Source organism: Ruegeria arenilitoris, assembly GCF_013030985.1.
In the GTDB taxonomy this organism is placed as follows: Bacteria; Pseudomonadota; Alphaproteobacteria; order Rhodobacterales; family Rhodobacteraceae; genus Ruegeria; species Ruegeria arenilitoris_B.
In genome coordinates this window covers 110,696-125,850 of the sequence record NZ_WPYP01000001.1, presented here as the reverse complement: position 1 = coordinate 125,850, position 15,155 = coordinate 110,696, and the positions used below count along the sequence as shown (strand labels likewise).

Here is a 15,155-nt window from a genome sequence, read left to right as displayed (position 1 = left end):
CGCCGGTCGTTCCCACGACTGACCGCGTTCGACACCCCGCGCCACTTATCTGACAGCGCGGGATTGCCGTTTAGTTGCTCGCCGTCCGGTAATTGTGCCGATAGAAGATATGCACACCAATGCGCGCTGTTTCCTTGTAAACGCGCGACCACGACGGATTCACTGCGGTGGTGTGGTAATGCGTGGCCCCTTCGGTCAATTCCTTGGCAACGCCGTCAATTGCGGCACGCGCGACCTTGGACACACGCTCATAGGCCTTTTTCTCGCGGATCACTTCCTTGTGGCCATCGCAGGTATAGGTGAACTGGCATTGGTATTTCTTGCCGGTTCCCTGCTTGATCACACCACAAAGCGAGTTCGGAAAACGGCTGCTTTTGACGCGGTTCAGAATGACTTCGGCCACGGCAAACTGGCCGCGCACGCTTTCGCCGCGCGCTTCAAAGTACAACGCTTCGGCCAAACATTTGAAGTTTTCGTCCCCAGTGGCCGCTGGCTGTTGGTCCAGCCAGCTCTTGGAATACGAAACTTTTACGGGCTCAAGCTCTTTGCGGGGCTTGAACAGAGTCAGATAGTCACGAAAGTTCTGCCCGGGCAGATCGGTCCGGGTGACAAGTTCGCGTTCGGCAGTATCGGTGGCTTCCCTTTCAGCGAAAGACACACTTGGCAGCACGGTTGCCGCCAATGTGGCAGCAGCCAGTATGTATCGTAGCATCAGATAACCTCGCACAGGCACAAATCGCGCCGTACCCTCCCCCGGCGGGCGCGACGAGGCATTTAGCGCAGTCCAGCCGAGACGTCTAGATCAGAAGAAAAAGCAAGTGGAAAATCGCCCGTGAGGAAAAATAAATCCACCACAAGGTTGCTTAAATACCACTAATCCTAGGGCAACTGCCCAGTGTCAACCCCCAAGTCTGGACGAAATCGCCAGTTGAGCGGAAGCCAGCCGAGCGACGGGCACCCGGAACGGAGAGCATGACACATAGTCAAACCCCAGATCGCGGCAAATGGCGATTGATTCGGGGTTACCACCATGCTCACCGCATACCGAAAGGGTAACATCCGGTTGCGCCTGACGTCCACGCTCGGCCCCGAGTTTCAGCAATTCGCCCACCCCATCGGGATCGAGAACGTGGAAAGGGTCTTCTACGAAAACACCCTGCCGCACATAGGCCGACATGAACCGGCCTGCATCGTCGCGCGACAGGCCGTAGGTCATCTGGGTCAGGTCGTTGGTGCCAAAACTCAGGAACGACGTCTGCGGCGCAATCTCATCCGCCCGCAGACAGGCCCGCGGCGTTTCGACCATAACGCCAAGCCTGTATTCAAACTCCTGCCCGCGTTCGCTCGCCACTGCTGCCGCGACCGTGTCGATGCGGGATTTGACCAGTTCTACCTCGCGCTTGGCGGAAACCAGCGGGATCATCACCTCGGGCACCACGGGGGCGCCCTCCTTGCTGGCCTCAAGCGTTGCCTCAAAGATGGCGCGGGCCTGCATGTCGTAGATTTCGGGCACGGTCACACCCAGACGCACACCGCGCAGACCCAGCATCGGGTTGTACTCGGTCATCGCCGCCACGCGCCGTTCGACGTCCGAGACCGGCAAATCAAGCGCCTCGGCCAGTTCGCGCTGCCCGCTGCGTGTTGTCGGCAGGAATTCGTGCAGAGGCGGGTCGAACAGACGGATACAGACTGGCTGCCCCTCCATGATCCGGAAAAGTTGCACGAAATCCTCGCGCTGCATCGGCAACAGACGTTCCAGCACCGCTGCGCGGCCCGAGGACGTTTGCGCAAAAATCATCTCGCGCATCACGATCAGGCGGCCTGGGTCAAAGAACATATGCTCGGTCCGGCACAGGCCGATCCCCTGCGCCAGAAAATTCCGCGCGGTCTGCGCATCGGCTGGCGTGTCCGCGTTTGCGCGAATGGCGATATCTCGTTCGTCATCAGCCCAGCCCATCAGCGTCTGGAAACAGTCATCCAGCGCAGCCTCCAGCATGGCGGGCTGCCCCGCCAGCACCTGCCCCGAGCTTCCGTCGATCGTCAGCGTGTCGCCGGTTTTGAACACACGTCCATCCGGTGCGGTCAGCAGCTTTTTTTTGGTCTGGAACCTCATCTCGGACGCGCCGACGATACAGGGCAGACCCAATCCGCGCCCAATCACGGCGGCGTGGCTGGTCATGCCACCTTTTTCGGTCAGAACCGCGACGGCCGCGTGCATCCCGCGCACATCCTCGGGCGAGGTCTCGCGACGCACCAGAATACAGGGCTCTCCGCGCGCCGCACTGGCCTGCGCCTCAGCAGCGGTGAACACGATCTTACCCGTTGCAGCCCCCGGGCTGGCGGCGATACCGGTGGTCAGAACATCCCGACGCGCTTCGGGGTGCACTTGCCGGTGCAGCATTTCGTTCAGAGAATGCGGATCGACCCGCATCACCGCCTCTTGCGGTGGAATGATGCCATCTTCGGCCAGACGCACCGCAATCCGCAGCGCGGCCCGCGCACTGCGCTGCACCCGCACGCCGTCCAGAATGTGAACATGGCCGTTTTCGATCACGAACTCGACCTGCATTTCCTCGCGCAGCTTGGAGCGCATCAATGCAGCATGGGACTTAAGGTTGGCAAAAGCCTCGGGCGCCACCTCTTCCAGTGACTTCCCGCGCGGGTCCTTTTCCAGATAGAGGGCTGCCACACCCTCTCCCAGCGCATCCCGCCCCTGGCTCTGGCTCAGGTAACGGCCGGTGATCTGCGGCAAACCGGTGGTCGAGTCAATAAGTTGCAGCACGCCCGATCCGCATTCACCCTGCCCGACACCGGGGATCATCTCTTGAATGACCAGCCCCAGCCCGGCATCCGCCGGCGCGCCCTTGGCCTGACGCAGCAACCGGGCCGAGGTTCCATCCCACGCCCGCGCCATCGACCGCAGTACGGCGATCAACTGCTCGCCCCGGTCCTGCGGGAAGGCCTCGTCGGTTTCATCCTCATAGGCCCGCAAGGACATACGCAGCCCCTCGCGGCCATCCGCGTCGATATCGTCGAACACATCCGCATCCAGACGGGCCACATGGATTGCAAAGCTTTGCACAAAGCGCAGATACAGCGCGGCGGCGGCCTCGGCGCCCATCGAATCCGACAGGTCCACATAGCGCGCATCGTTCATCCCGATATTCAGGATCGCACCGGGGCCACCCCAATCGGGGTCTTCGGAACTGGGCCGCACGCACAGCAGCGCGGTCTGATCGAACTGTTCGACGATCGCCGCGATGTCGGGCACATGGCCTTCCGCAATCCGGTGGACCGCATCGAAGGACAGCGCCACCGTCCGCGGTACCGGCAATTCCAGACGGACCAGACGTTGCAGACATTTCGCCCGCCCGCCATGGGTATTGGCGGCTACGGGCGCTTCGGTCGTGATCAGAGTGGTATGCGGATTATTCTGCACTGCGGCACCTTTTGATTTGCACGCAGCATAAGCCCCTGCACCAATGGCGCAAGGGCGTTATGGCTTAGCCTTCAATCTTGCTGAGGTCCGCGACACTGGAGCAGACCTGACGGATCTGGCTGAGCAGGTTCAGGCGGTTGCGGCGCAGGATGTCGTTGTCTGTATTGACCTGAACATCCTCAAAAAACGCATCCACCGGACCGCGCAGCGCGGCCATGGCGGACATGGCCGACGGGAAGTCCTCTGACTTCAAGGCCGTGTTGATCTCTCCCTGCGTCCCATCCAGAGCGGCAAACAGCGCCTTTTCGCTTTCCGTCTCAGCAAACTTCACATCAGCGCCATAAGAGTATTCGACGCCGTCCTTCTCTTCGGCCTGCGTCAGGATGTTGTTGGCACGTTTGAAGCCCTGCACGAGGTTTTCCCCATCCTCGGTCGCGATCACCGCATTCAGAGCACGGGCACGTTTGACCAGAAGGTTGAGGTCGTCATTGCCGTCCATCGCGATACAGGCGTCGATGATGTCGTGACGGATACCTTCGTCACGGAGGAAGACTTTGAGGCGGTCGTGGAAGAAGGAGAGGATGGATGACGACGCGTTGCTAATCTTCTTCGAGATTCCTTGAAGGATGGAACCATCACTCACATCCGGTTCAAATGGATTATCGGCGCTTTCAGGAATTTGCCCAATCACTGAATTGAACGCCGCTCGGAATACGCCGTACTTAGCGATCTCCTGAAGCGTACTTTCAAGTGTGAATAGGTCTTGTTCATCGCCGGATACCCGAAGACCCTCAAGTTCATATGATAGCAATTGGCGGTCTACGACACCGTTAATCGGCAAACGCAGATTGTTCTCCAAAATCAACCGAATAACCCCCAACACCGCGCGGCGCAGGGCAAACGGATCTTTCGATCCGGTGGGCTTCTCATCAATCGCCCAGAACCCGGTCAGCGTGTCGAGCTTGTCGGCCAGCGCAACGGTCACCGAGAGCGGCGCAGTCGGCACGTCGTCGGACGGGCCCAGCGGTGAGTAATGCTCTTGCGCCACGGCGGCAACGGCGGCGTCTTCGCCCGCAGCTTCGATGTAATACCGCCCCATAAGTCCCTGAAGTTCGGGGAATTCATAGACCATTTCCGAGTTCAGATCGGCCTTGGCCAGACGCGCGGCTTTTTCGGCCTGATCGGCATCCGCTCCGGTCACCGGGGCAAGTTCGCGGGCCAGCGCGGCGATGCGGTCGATGCGTTCGGCCTGTGTGCCCAGCTTGTTGTGGAAGGTCACATTCTCCAGTGCGCGGGTCCATTGGGCGATGTCCGATTTGGCAACGCGCAGGTCATTCTCCCAGAAGAATTTCGCATCGGCCAGACGGGCCGACAGCACCTTTTGGTTCCCCGCCAGAATGGTCGCGCCATTGTCGGTGGTTTCGCGGTTGGCAACGGTGATGAAGCGTTCGATACGCCCGGTTTTGGGGTTACGGACCGAGAAGAATTTCTGGTGCTCCTTCATCGAGGTTTGCAACACCTCGGGCGGCAACTCCAGGAACTCCTCGTCGATCTGCCCCATCAACACCACGGGCCATTCGACCAGACCAGCGACCTCGGCCAGCAGGCCCTTGTCGTCGACAACTTCCAGACCGGCGGCAAAAGCCATGTTCTGCGCGTCGTTCCAGATGTGTTCAGCGCGGTAGCCGGGGTTCAGCACCACAAAGGCGCGCTTCAGTTTTGCGGCGTAGTCGTCGAAGGACGTGACCGAAAACCGGTTCGGCGCCATGAAACGGTGGCCTGCGGTAGTATCGCCGGATGTGATGCCATCGACCTCCAGCGGAACCACCTGCGCGCCCGCCTCGTCATTCAGGATACACAGGATCGAGTGCAACGGACGCACCCAGCGCAGCGGGCCACAGCCCCAGCGCATCGACTTGGGCCAGGGGAAGTTGCGGATGGTGGCCTCAAGCACCTCGGCCACGATCTCAGCCGCGGGTCGTCCGGCTTTTTCGATGGTGGCGAAATAGACCGCACCTTTGGGTGTGTCGCGTTCCTCCAATTGATCGCGGGTCAGGCCAGCGCCACGCAGGAACCCTTCGATGGCCTTGTCCGGCGCACCGACCTTGGGGCCCTTGCGTTCCTCACGGATGGTCGGGCTTTCAGCCAACAACCCCTCAATCGCCAGCGTAAGGCGGCGCGGCGTGGTCAGGGCAGCGGCCCCGGCATAGGTCAGACCAGCCTCGACCAGACCATCGGTAATCCGCTTTTTCAGGTCCTCGCCCGCGCGGGTTTGCATACGGGCGGGGATTTCTTCGGAAAACAGTTCGATCAACAGGTCGGGCATAGTCGGTCCTTAGAAATTGACGATCGTCTGAATGACGATGGCATTGGCGATGTCCACAAAAAAGGCGGATACAAGGGGCAGCACGATAAAGGCAATAGGCGACGGGCCATATCGCTTGGTAACTGCGGTCATATTGGCGATAGCGGTCGGCGTCGCACCCAAAGCAAAGCCGCCGAACCCGGCAGACAGAACAGCAGCGCGGTAGTTGCCGCCCATCACCGGAAACAGAACCCAGATCACGAACGCCACGGCAAACAGGGTCTGCGCACCCATGATGACGACGATGGCCAACCCCAGTTCGGCAATGGTCCAAAGCTGAAGGCTCATCAGCGACATGGCCAGGAACGCGCCCAGCGAAAACTCGGATATCAGCGCCAGCGAGGGGGTCCGGGACACCGGCGGCGCGTTGGGGGCCAGAGCTGCGCGAACATTGGCAATGACGATCCCCATGATCAGGCAGGGCACGAACAAGGGCAGTTTCAACCCGGTGGCCTCGATTGCCTCGCTCAAAAAATATCCGAAGATGATCGCCAGATTCAGATAGAGCAACACGCGCATGATGGTCAGGTGGTCGATCATGGTCTCGGCCGCGGTGGCATCATCCGGCAGCCCAACTGTGTGTTCTTCGTCCGGGCGTTCCGGGGTCAATTTCTTGCCTTCGACCAATAGACGGGCAATCGGCCCGCCCACCAGTGCAGCCAGCACAAGGCCAAGCGTCGCCACGGCCACGCCGAGTTCAGTCGCGCCCTCAAGCCCGGTGACTGCGCCAACCTCGGGGGCCCACGCGATGGCGGTACCATGCCCGCCAATCAGAGACGCAGAGCCAAAGAGAACCCCAGCTTGGGCCGGGTAACCAAAAGCAACCGCTCCGGCGGCACCGACGGCATTCTGGGCAACGATTGTCACCAACGTCAAAATGAGCAGCAGGAACAACGGCTTGCCGCCGGAAATCAAATCGGCAAGTCGCGCATTCAACCCAATTCCGGCAAAGAACACGATCAGCAGAAAATCCCGCGAGGCAAGGTCGAACGTCAGCTCAAGCCCTGCCACGACATACAGAATCAGCAATACAAGCGACGCCAGCAACCCGCCGGTAACAGGCTCAGGGATATTGAATTGACGCAGCAGAGCGACCCGAGAGTTGATCTCGGCCCCAATCAGATAGACCGCAATGCCAAGCGTGGCGGTCAGAAAATTGGGAATGTGAAGCATTTCCTCGACCTCGGGCATCTCAGTCCCCCGGCCGTGGCGGGCATTCCTCGCCCACAACCGTTCCGTCATATGCTTTTTCACCGCAATTGTTCAGCGCGTGCCAGACATAGCCCTTACCGTCAGTGGTCACCGCGACGATGCGATCTACGCCGTAATGGATGTTCTTGGCCCCCATGAATGCCTTAGCCTGTCCGGCTTTCAGCGCCTCTGCGATGGCCACCGCATCGTAGCAGTCAAACCACCCCGGCGCTGTCAGCGGTTCGGGGTTTTCAACCTGCCGGAACTTCGCCAGATCCTCAGCCGAAAGATCGGTTTCAAAACACGCCCGGTAGCGGATCGGAGAGCTGTCGGCATCAATCGCCCGAAACGCCGTATAAGAGATCGGCTCAGGGTCGTCAGCGCCCTCAGCCAGCAAGGACACATCCTGCCCCGGTCTAGCGGTGACATCGTAATAGAACCCATAAACCTGCAAGTAATACATGCCGACACCGGCCAGCACCGCAGATACGACGAGGATGATTGCAAGCAGTTTTCCGGTCATCTTTTGGACATCCTGATCAAGCGGCCTCTTTCAACTTTTTGGAAAATAGGCCAGTTTCCACACTGATACAGGTCGGAACGAGGCTTTTGGAATGGACATGACCCTTGCCGTTGGGTTCTTCGGAGCGCTGTTTGCGATCATGAACCCGATCACCAACTTGCCCGTTTTCCTGAGCGTCACCGACGGCCTGACCCCCGCCGACCAGCGCAAGGTGGCCGCGAAGACGGCGACGTACTGCCTGATCCTTGGCGGTGCGTTTGCTGCGATTGGCAACCAGACGCTGGGCCTGTTCGGGATCAGCGTGGATGACCTGCGCGTCGCGGGTGGTCTCGTCGTTCTGATGATCGGCCTGAACATGCTGAGCGGTAAAGAAAGCACCACGCATCACGGGACCGAAGGTGAAAAGCAAGCCTACCCCGAACCCGCCACGGTTGCCTTCTACCCGCTGGCCTTCCCAATTCTGGTTGGGCCCGGCACGATCACGACGCTGATCCTGTACGCCCACCACATTTCCAAGCCGATGGACACCATTATCTACGCAGGCGTCTTTCTGGCCGTTCTGTTTCTGCTGTTCATCACGTTCTGGAATGCGTCTGCCTTGGCCAAGCGATTGTCGGCCAACGCCCGTGTGATCATGAGCCGCTTCATGGGCATGATCCTGTCGGCCATCGCAATCGGTATGATCGCAGATGGCCTGAAAGTGCTGTTGCCCGGATTGTCCTGAACGCCCCATCAGGCCTCAAACCCGGCAGCCTCGGTCAACAGGAACGCGTCGGCGCATTGTTTGGCCAGCGCCCGAACGCGTCCGATATAGGCCTGACGCTCGGTCACCGAGATCACGCCCCGAGCATCCAGCAGGTTGAATACATGGCTGGCCTTGATGCACTGATCATAGGCAGGGTGCGCCATGACGATGCGTTTGCCCGTTTTGGGATCATCATGTTCCTGCGCCAGAATGGCGGCACATTCAGCCTCGGCCTCTTCGAAATGGCGCAGCAGAACTTCGGTGTTGGCCACGTCAAAGTTCCAGCGGGCATATTCCTCTTCGGTTTGCTTGAAGATATCGCCATAGGTCAGCGGGCTGGGCGATTGCGGGTCGTTGAACGGCATATCCATCACGTGATCAATGCCCAGCACATACATCGCCAGACGCTCCAGGCCATAGGTCAACTCGCCCGAAACCGGTGCGCAGTCATGGCCGCCGACTTGCTGGAAATAGGTGAACTGGCTGACTTCCATACCGTCACACCAGACCTCCCAGCCCAGACCCCAGGCGCCCAGCGTAGGGCTTTCCCAGTCATCTTCGACAAACCGGATGTCATGCAGGTTCATGTCGATGCCGATGGCCGCGAGGCTGCCCAAGTACAGTTCCTGCAGATCCGGCGGGCTGGGTTTGATCAGCACCTGATACTGATAATAGTGCTGCAACCGGTTCGGGTTCTCACCATACCGTCCATCGGTCGGACGACGCGACGGCTGCACATAGGCCGCTGCCCATGCCTTTGACCCCAAAGCACGCAGTGTGGTTGCCGGGTGAAACGTCCCTGCCCCAACCTCCATGTCGTAAGGCTGTAGAATGGCGCAGCCTTTCGAGGCCCAATAGGACTGAAGGCGCAGGATAATTTCCTGAAATGAACGTGGTGCGCTGGACGGTTCGGTCATGACATTCCCTTTGGGCACATCCGCGCCCGGTTCCGGTCGGTTTTGTCCTTCCTATGCAAGGGGCCAAGGGGCGTCAACGGGCCAATGCCCACCCCGCTGTCACTGCACCGCCACACTGGAAATTCCCCGTATTCCGGGCATGGCTTTCCCTGCTGCTATTCGCGTAGTCTGCGGCAAAGCTAAAACACCGCGGACACGGGCAGACTATGACACGAGTAATCACTGCAATTTTGTTTCTATTTCTCTTCGGCGCGCGCGCCGTTTTTGCACAGCAGGAGGCAGGCGTCTGGGTGCAGGTCGAAGCCCGCCCGACGCTGCGCCAGGCGCAGGAGCGCGCGCAGGCCTATGCGAACGTACTGCCCGACGTGAACGGGTTCCGCCTGAACTCTGGCTGGTATGCCATTGTAATCGGTCCATATTTGCGCAGCGATGCCGAGCAGGTGTTGCGCGTTTACCGGGCCGAGGGGCAGATTCCGGCAGACAGCTACATCGCATTCTCGAATTCTCTGGCGCAGCAATTCTGGCCCGTTGGTTCAAGCTCTGTGGATCAGAGCACGGTGACCCCGCCGGTCGAGCCGACACCGCAGCCTGGTCAATCCACCGCCGGGCTGACCCCGCAGCCCTCGGATGAGACACGGTCGCAGGCCCTGAAATCCGAACGCGTCTTGTCTGCGCGAGAGCGCAAAGATCTGCAAACCGCCCTGCAGGCCGCCGGGTTTTACAATTCGACCATCGATGGCGCATTTGGTGCGGGCACCCGGCGATCGATGGGCGACTGGCAGAGCTTCAATGGCTATGAGCCCACCGGTGTTCTGACCACGGCGCAGCGCAAGGTGCTGATGGACGGCTACAACGCACCGTTGATCAGTGTCGGGATGGGGCGTCATTCGGACACGCAGGCGGGCATCGATCTGGACCTGCCGCTGGGTGTCATCGCCTTTGACCGCTATGAGGCCCCTTTTGCGCATTTCAACAGCACATCCGATTTGGATGCCAAGGCGTTGCTGATCAGCCAGAAGGGCAACAAATCCACCCTGCGGGCGCTGTATGAAGTAATGCAGTCGCTTGAGATTGTACCTCTGGACGGCCCGCGACAGCTGCGCGGTGACCGTTTCACGCTGGAGGGCCGCGGCAACGGGATCGTGTCGTACACCGAAGCCGCGCTGAAAGACGACCGGATCAAGGGCTTTACTCTGGTCTGGCCCGAAGGCGATGAGGCCCGCCGCGCGCGGGTTCTGGCCGCGATCAAGGCCAGCTTCACCACAAATGACGCCGTACTGGATGCCGGTGCGGGCGCGGATGCCGATCAGCGGATCGATCTGGTCTCGGGCCTGCAAGTGCGCAAACCGCGCCTCTCCCGGTCCGGCTTCTTCACCGATGCAAACGGCACGGTTCTAACCGTGTCCGAGGCCACGGACAGCTGCACCCGGATCACCCTGAACGACGATCAGGAGGTTCAGGTGGCCTGGGCAGACCCCGATCTTGGAGTGGCCGTGCTGCGCCCGCGCCGCAGCCTTGCGCCAATCAGCATCGCCGAGTTCAGCGCCGACATACCGCGCATTCAGTCGGATGTCGCTGTCTCGGGTTTCTCTTATGAAGGCGCGCTGGGTGCACCAACGCTGACCTATGGCCAGATCACCGATGTGCGGGGCCTGGATGGTGAGGACGGCGTGAAACGCCTGGCATTGGCGGCGCAACCCGGCGACGCGGGCGGCCCGGTCTTCGACGACAACGGACAGGTTGTCGGAATGCTTCTGCCTACCCCGACCGAAGGACGCACCCTGCCTGCTTCGGTTAGTCTGGCGGCTACGACGGACCGCCTGAATGAAGCTTTGGAAAAGGCTGGCGTGTCTGGTCAGCCCGGTCAGTCTACGGCGGAAATCTCACCCAATGAACTCAGCCGACGGGCCAACGGAATGACCGTTCTGGTGCATTGCTGGGACTAAGCTGATCTGAAAAACAAAGAACGCCGCCCCTTCGGGCGGCGTTTTTTTCTAGGCGATGTCCGGTGTCACCCGGATCAAGGTCGGAACCGGGGCGTGAAACGCGGCCTGCACGGCCGCCTGCATCTCTTCCAGATTGCCTGGAGCTGCGGACAAGGCCCCGAAGGCCTCGGCCAATTTGCAGAAATCGGGGTTGCGGGCCACTACCGCGTTCGGGGCGATCTGTCCGCGAACCATACTGTCTTCGATTTCTTTCAGTTTGCCGTTGTCCCACAGGATGATGGGCAGAGACAAGCCGAGCTCAACCGCAGCACCAAGCTCCATCATCGTGTAATGAAACCCATAATCCCCAGCGATCACGGCCGTGGGTTTACCCCGGCGCGCTACCGCGCCCCCGATCCCGGCTGGCAGCGCATAGCCCAGCGTGCCGAACCCGGTCGGGTGATGCCAGTGAAAGGGATAGGCCATGTCCCAGACCTCTTTTGCAACATAGGCGAGCTGAGTCATGTCGGAATAGATCATCGTGTCCGCCGGCATTGCCTCGCGCAAAGCATCCAGCACCGGCACGATCCCGGGACGTTCGGCATCGGATTCGGCGCGCCAGCGTTTGCGGGCCTCGGCGACCTCTTCGGGGCTCCAGCCCGTCGCCGGTTTGATGGCGTCAATTGAAGCCCAGAGTGCATGGGCAAAGCTTTCGCCATCGGCCTGCAGCTTGATCCCCGCGCGGTGACGGTCGGACAGAACCTGTGGATCAAGATCGACCCGCACCAGATGAGAGGTATGCCCCAGCGTGTCACGCCATAGGTCAACCTCACCCAGTTCCGCGCCCACTGCGACAACCAGATCGGCGGACCCAATGACATCGGCACTGCCCGGTCGCGGCAGCGTGGCCCCGAAATCCAGCGCATAGCCAAGCCCCGCCATTCCGCGCCCGGCATAGGTGGTGAAACAGGCGGCCCCCAACTGGGTCAGAATTTGCCGCCATAGGTTGGACCGCGCCCCGCCGCCCAGAATGAATAGCGGCCGGCGCGAGATATTCAGCAACGACATGAGCGGCGCCAAATCAGGAGGCACCACCTTGGGCCGCAATCCGGGTTGGTTTGGAAACGGCGCCGGATCAGCCTCGGCCTCAAGCTGGGCAATTGGCACCTGAATATGCTTGGGACGCGGGCGCGAGAGTTCGAATTCCTCAAAGGCGCGCTCGACCAGCCTATAAGCCGCTTGAGCCGAGTTGGCCTGACGGGACCAATCCGTCACGGTTTCAGCGGCAGCGCGTTGATCCTTCATCTGGTGCAACTGGCCCTGCACTGCGTCTGTCTCGTCCAAGCAGGACGACATCACCAGCATCGGCACCGAGTCCGTATAGGCCTGCCCCATCGGCGTCATGATATTGCACAGCCCCGGCCCGGTGATCACATAGGCAACGCCGGGTTTGCCGGTGGCGCGGGCATAACCATCGGCCATGAACCCGGCCCCCTGCTCGTGACGTGCCAGGACATGCGTGATGCCCGCCTCTTCGATGCCCCGATACATTTCCTGATTGTGCACGCCGGGGATGCCAAAAATCACGTCAACACCCCGGTCTTTCAACATGTGCGAAATCTGGGCACCCAGAGGTCTTTTCATCAGCTTCTCCAGAATTGGACAGTAAACAGCGCGTAGACGGCCAGCAGCTCCAGCCGCCCGACCAGCATACCGATGGACAGCAACCACTTGGCCGTGTCGCTCAGCCCGGCAAAGTTGCCCGCGGGCCCGATCTGATCCCCCAGCCCCGGCCCGACATTGGCCAGCGCCGTCGCCGCGCCCGAAACGGAGGTGATGAAGTCCAGACCCGTCAGCGCCAGTGCCCATGCCAGTACGCCCATCGAGAGCACGAAAAACATGAAAAAGCTCATCACCGAGCTCAGAACATCCGGCCCGATCGTGCGTCCGTCATAGCGCGGGTTGAACACGCCGTGCGGTGATCGGATACGGCTGATCTGAGTTTTGATCGATGCAAACAACAGCTGATAGCGGAAGATCTTGATCGAACAGGCGGTCGATCCCGCGCAGCCCCCGATCAGGCCAATCAGAAAGAACAGCATCACCGGGAAATTGCCCCAGGTCATATAGTCCACGCTGGCATAGCCTGTTCCCGATATGATCGAGGTGACATTGAACAGGGATTCGCGAAATGCCTGCTCCCAGTGGTGCGGAAAAACCGATGTCAGAAATACCGCCATAATCACAACCAGAACCAAAATGGTCGCAAGAAAGGTGCGAATCTGGCTGTCATGGAACAACGAGGTGGTGTGGCCGTTGGCAAACTGGACATACCGCACGAACGGCAGCGCCGCGAGGATCATGAACACCGAAGCTGCATATTCGGCGGCTCCTGTAAACGTGCCAAAAGACGCGTCATAATTAGAAAACCCACCGGTCGAAATTGTTGTCAACGCATGAACCACCGCATCAAAAAAACCCATTCCCAACCCGGCGTAAACCAAAGCACAAACAAATGTCAGAAAAACGTAGATCAGGGAAATCTGGCCCGCAATTTCTTGCGCACGCGGTAAGATTTTCCCCATGGTTTCAAACCCTTCCGAGCGGAAGATCTGCATACCCCCAACCCGAAGCTCGGGCAGGAAGACCATGGCGACAACAATGATGCCGATACCGCCAAGCCATTGCAGCACCCCGCGCCACAACAGCAGACCCTGTGGCAGGTCATCAAGGCCGGATATGACGGTTGAGCCGGTGGTAGTCAGGCCCGACATTGCCTCGAAATAAGCATCGACAAAGCGCAATTCGGTCTCGCCGAACAAAAACGGAATCGCACCGAAAAGCGGCAGCGCCACCCAGACGCCAGTGGTCAGCAAAAATGTCTGACGGATCGTCAGACCTTCGCCTACCCCATTCGAGCAGCTGATGGACAGGACCACGCCCGTCAGCATGGTGATGATGCCGCTTTCCAGAAATACGTGCCACTCGCCCCGACCTTCGATGAGGTCCGCAAGCATGGGCAGCATCATGGTCGCCCCAAGAATGGCGACCAACAGGCCAATCACATATCCAACCGGGCGCATGTCCGTCATGAGGCGCAGCGTTGGCGCGCCTGCACGACCGTGTCAAGCGGATGTCCGGTTTACTCGTCGGTTTTGCTGACGGGTGTGGGCATCGCGGGCGGTTTCGAAGGCGAACGCGTCCGGCGCTGAGGCGCTGCGGGCGTGGCCGCTTCGGCCTTAGGTGCGACCGTCTTGGCCTGTGCCTGAGGGGCGACTGGTTTGGCAACAAGCGCTGTAGGTTTGGCAACAGGTGCAGCTTTGGCCGCAGGTGCAACCGGCTTGGCAACCTCAGCCGCCGGGGCTGCGGATTTCGCTGCCTGTACCTTCGGTGCCGCAGGCTTGGCGGCTGCTTTGGGTGCCGCAGGTTTCGCCGGAGCTTTTTTCGCCGCGGGTCTGGCCTCCGTTGGGGGCGTTGCGGTCTTCACCTCGGGCTTAGAGGCCGCAGGTTTAGGTGCCGCCGCTTTTGCCGAAGCCTTGGACGCTGCGGGTTTGGCCGCCGTTTTTGCTGCGGCAGGTTTGGGCGCGGTTGCGGGATTGGCCTCTTGTGGTTTTGCTGCATTAGCAGGCTTGGATGCCGCCCGAGTAACCGTTGCCGTGGGCGCAGCGACAGTTTTCTTCGCCGGAGAGGCCGACTTTTTGACCGGCACAGGTTTGGGCGATTCGGCCTTTGGCGTAACCGCCGCTTTGGCGCGTGCGACTGGCTTGGCCTTCGGTGCCGCCGCCGGTTTGGGCTTGGCTGCGGCTGCTTTGGACTTGAATTCCGGTTTCGCGGTCGTCGTCGCCGGTTGCGCAGACGACACGTGCAGAGCATGTACCGGTGCAAACGGCAGCTCCATGGCCGAGGTGGCCAGAATTTGCATGATCTTCAGTTGGTTGCTAACCGCGTAGCCGGCCATACGAATGGCCGCCGCCTGAAACTCCAGCGGCTGGGTAATCGGATTCATTAGTCATTTCTCCTGTGAAAGCGATGCAACCTTCAAAGGGAAGA

At 60.3% G+C, this 15,155-nt stretch carries 11 protein-coding genes; 2 read left to right on the top strand and 9 right to left on the bottom strand.

The features are described from left to right. Nucleotides 1–70 precede the first annotated feature (70 nt). The 5 genes from GOX88_RS00630 to GOX88_RS00610 all read right to left on the bottom strand — a co-directional run bounded on the left by GOX88_RS00630 (nucleotide 71) and on the right by GOX88_RS00610 (nucleotide 7,518). Nucleotides 71–712 carry a cell wall hydrolase gene (locus tag GOX88_RS00630; protein WP_170397797.1) on the bottom strand — a complete coding sequence of 214 codons (642 nt, stop codon included), beginning with the start codon at nucleotides 710–712 and terminating at the stop codon, nucleotides 71–73. 186 nt (nucleotides 713–898) lie between these two features. Beyond that, nucleotides 899–3,439: a putative PEP-binding protein gene (locus tag GOX88_RS00625; RefSeq protein WP_170397794.1), complete on the bottom strand. Its 2,541-nt coding sequence runs from the start codon at nucleotides 3,437–3,439 to the stop codon at nucleotides 899–901. A gap of 64 nt (nucleotides 3,440–3,503) precedes the next feature. Continuing rightward, nucleotides 3,504–5,765, bottom strand: a complete 2,262-nt coding sequence (gene glyS / locus GOX88_RS00620; protein ID WP_170397791.1) for a glycine--tRNA ligase subunit beta — start codon at nucleotides 5,763–5,765, stop codon at nucleotides 3,504–3,506. Between the two features lie 9 nt (nucleotides 5,766–5,774). Continuing rightward, nucleotides 5,775–6,995 (bottom strand): sodium/glutamate symporter, encoded by a 1,221-nt coding sequence (gltS, locus tag GOX88_RS00615; protein ID WP_170397788.1) that lies wholly within the window; start codon nucleotides 6,993–6,995, stop codon nucleotides 5,775–5,777. A gap of 1 nt (nucleotide 6,996) precedes the next feature. After that, nucleotides 6,997–7,518 carry a DUF6446 family protein gene (locus GOX88_RS00610; RefSeq protein ID WP_170397785.1) on the bottom strand — a complete coding sequence of 174 codons (522 nt, stop codon included), beginning with the start codon at nucleotides 7,516–7,518 and terminating at the stop codon, nucleotides 6,997–6,999. 91 nt (nucleotides 7,519–7,609) lie between these two features. Here GOX88_RS00610 and GOX88_RS00605 point away from each other — a divergent pair, with 91 nt between their 5' ends. Further along, on the top strand, nucleotides 7,610–8,242 hold the full coding sequence (locus GOX88_RS00605; protein WP_170397782.1) for a MarC family protein: 633 nt from the start codon (nucleotides 7,610–7,612) through the stop codon (nucleotides 8,240–8,242). A gap of 8 nt (nucleotides 8,243–8,250) precedes the next feature. On the opposite strand, the gene GOX88_RS00600 is transcribed toward GOX88_RS00605, so the two are convergent. Next, on the bottom strand, nucleotides 8,251–9,180 hold the full coding sequence (locus GOX88_RS00600) for a glycine--tRNA ligase subunit alpha (RefSeq protein ID WP_170397779.1): 930 nt from the start codon (nucleotides 9,178–9,180) through the stop codon (nucleotides 8,251–8,253). 206 nt (nucleotides 9,181–9,386) lie between these two features. Between GOX88_RS00600 and GOX88_RS00595 the strand changes: the two genes are divergently transcribed. Then, the gene (locus GOX88_RS00595) at nucleotides 9,387–11,126 is read left to right on the top strand and encodes a serine protease (RefSeq protein ID WP_170397776.1); all 1,740 of its coding nucleotides are present in this window, start codon (nucleotides 9,387–9,389) and stop codon (nucleotides 11,124–11,126) included. A 48-nt stretch (nucleotides 11,127–11,174) separates the two neighbouring features. Here GOX88_RS00595 and GOX88_RS00590 read toward each other — a convergent pair whose 3' ends face one another. The 3 genes from GOX88_RS00590 to GOX88_RS00580 are packed head-to-tail and all read right to left on the bottom strand — an operon-like array spanning nucleotide 11,175 to nucleotide 15,111. Continuing rightward, nucleotides 11,175–12,749, bottom strand: coding sequence for a thiamine pyrophosphate-binding protein (locus tag GOX88_RS00590; protein ID WP_170397775.1), 1,575 nt, complete (start codon nucleotides 12,747–12,749; stop codon nucleotides 11,175–11,177). Next, nucleotides 12,749–14,197: a TrkH family potassium uptake protein gene (locus tag GOX88_RS00585; protein WP_170397772.1), complete on the bottom strand. Its 1,449-nt coding sequence runs from the start codon at nucleotides 14,195–14,197 to the stop codon at nucleotides 12,749–12,751. The genes GOX88_RS00590 and GOX88_RS00585 overlap by 1 nt, the downstream gene beginning before the upstream one ends. Before the next feature lie 50 nt (nucleotides 14,198–14,247). Then, nucleotides 14,248–15,111, bottom strand: a complete 864-nt coding sequence (locus GOX88_RS00580; protein WP_170397769.1) for a transcriptional regulator — start codon at nucleotides 15,109–15,111, stop codon at nucleotides 14,248–14,250. Nucleotides 15,112–15,155 lie beyond the last annotated feature (44 nt).

Excerpts from the sequence above, each read along its gene's own strand:
- GOX88_RS00580 (WP_170397769.1), bottom strand. The coding sequence starts at position 15,111 with ATGAATCCGATTACCCAGCCGCTGGAGTTTCAGGCGGCGGCCATTCGT.
- GOX88_RS00595 (WP_170397776.1), top strand. The coding sequence starts at position 9,387 with ATGACACGAGTAATCACTGCAATTTTGTTTCTATTTCTCTTCGGCGCG.
- GOX88_RS00590 (WP_170397775.1), bottom strand. The coding sequence starts at position 12,749 with ATGAAAAGACCTCTGGGTGCCCAGATTTCGCACATGTTGAAAGACCGG.
- GOX88_RS00610 (WP_170397785.1), bottom strand. The coding sequence starts at position 7,518 with ATGACCGGAAAACTGCTTGCAATCATCCTCGTCGTATCTGCGGTGCTG.
- gltS (WP_170397788.1), bottom strand. The coding sequence starts at position 6,995 with ATGCCCGAGGTCGAGGAAATGCTTCACATTCCCAATTTTCTGACCGCC.
- GOX88_RS00600 (WP_170397779.1), bottom strand. The coding sequence starts at position 9,180 with ATGACCGAACCGTCCAGCGCACCACGTTCATTTCAGGAAATTATCCTG.
- glyS (WP_170397791.1), bottom strand. The coding sequence starts at position 5,765 with ATGCCCGACCTGTTGATCGAACTGTTTTCCGAAGAAATCCCCGCCCGT.
- GOX88_RS00605 (WP_170397782.1), top strand. The coding sequence starts at position 7,610 with ATGGACATGACCCTTGCCGTTGGGTTCTTCGGAGCGCTGTTTGCGATC.
- GOX88_RS00585 (WP_170397772.1), bottom strand. The coding sequence starts at position 14,197 with ATGACGGACATGCGCCCGGTTGGATATGTGATTGGCCTGTTGGTCGCC.
- GOX88_RS00630 (WP_170397797.1), bottom strand. The coding sequence starts at position 712 with ATGCTACGATACATACTGGCTGCTGCCACATTGGCGGCAACCGTGCTG.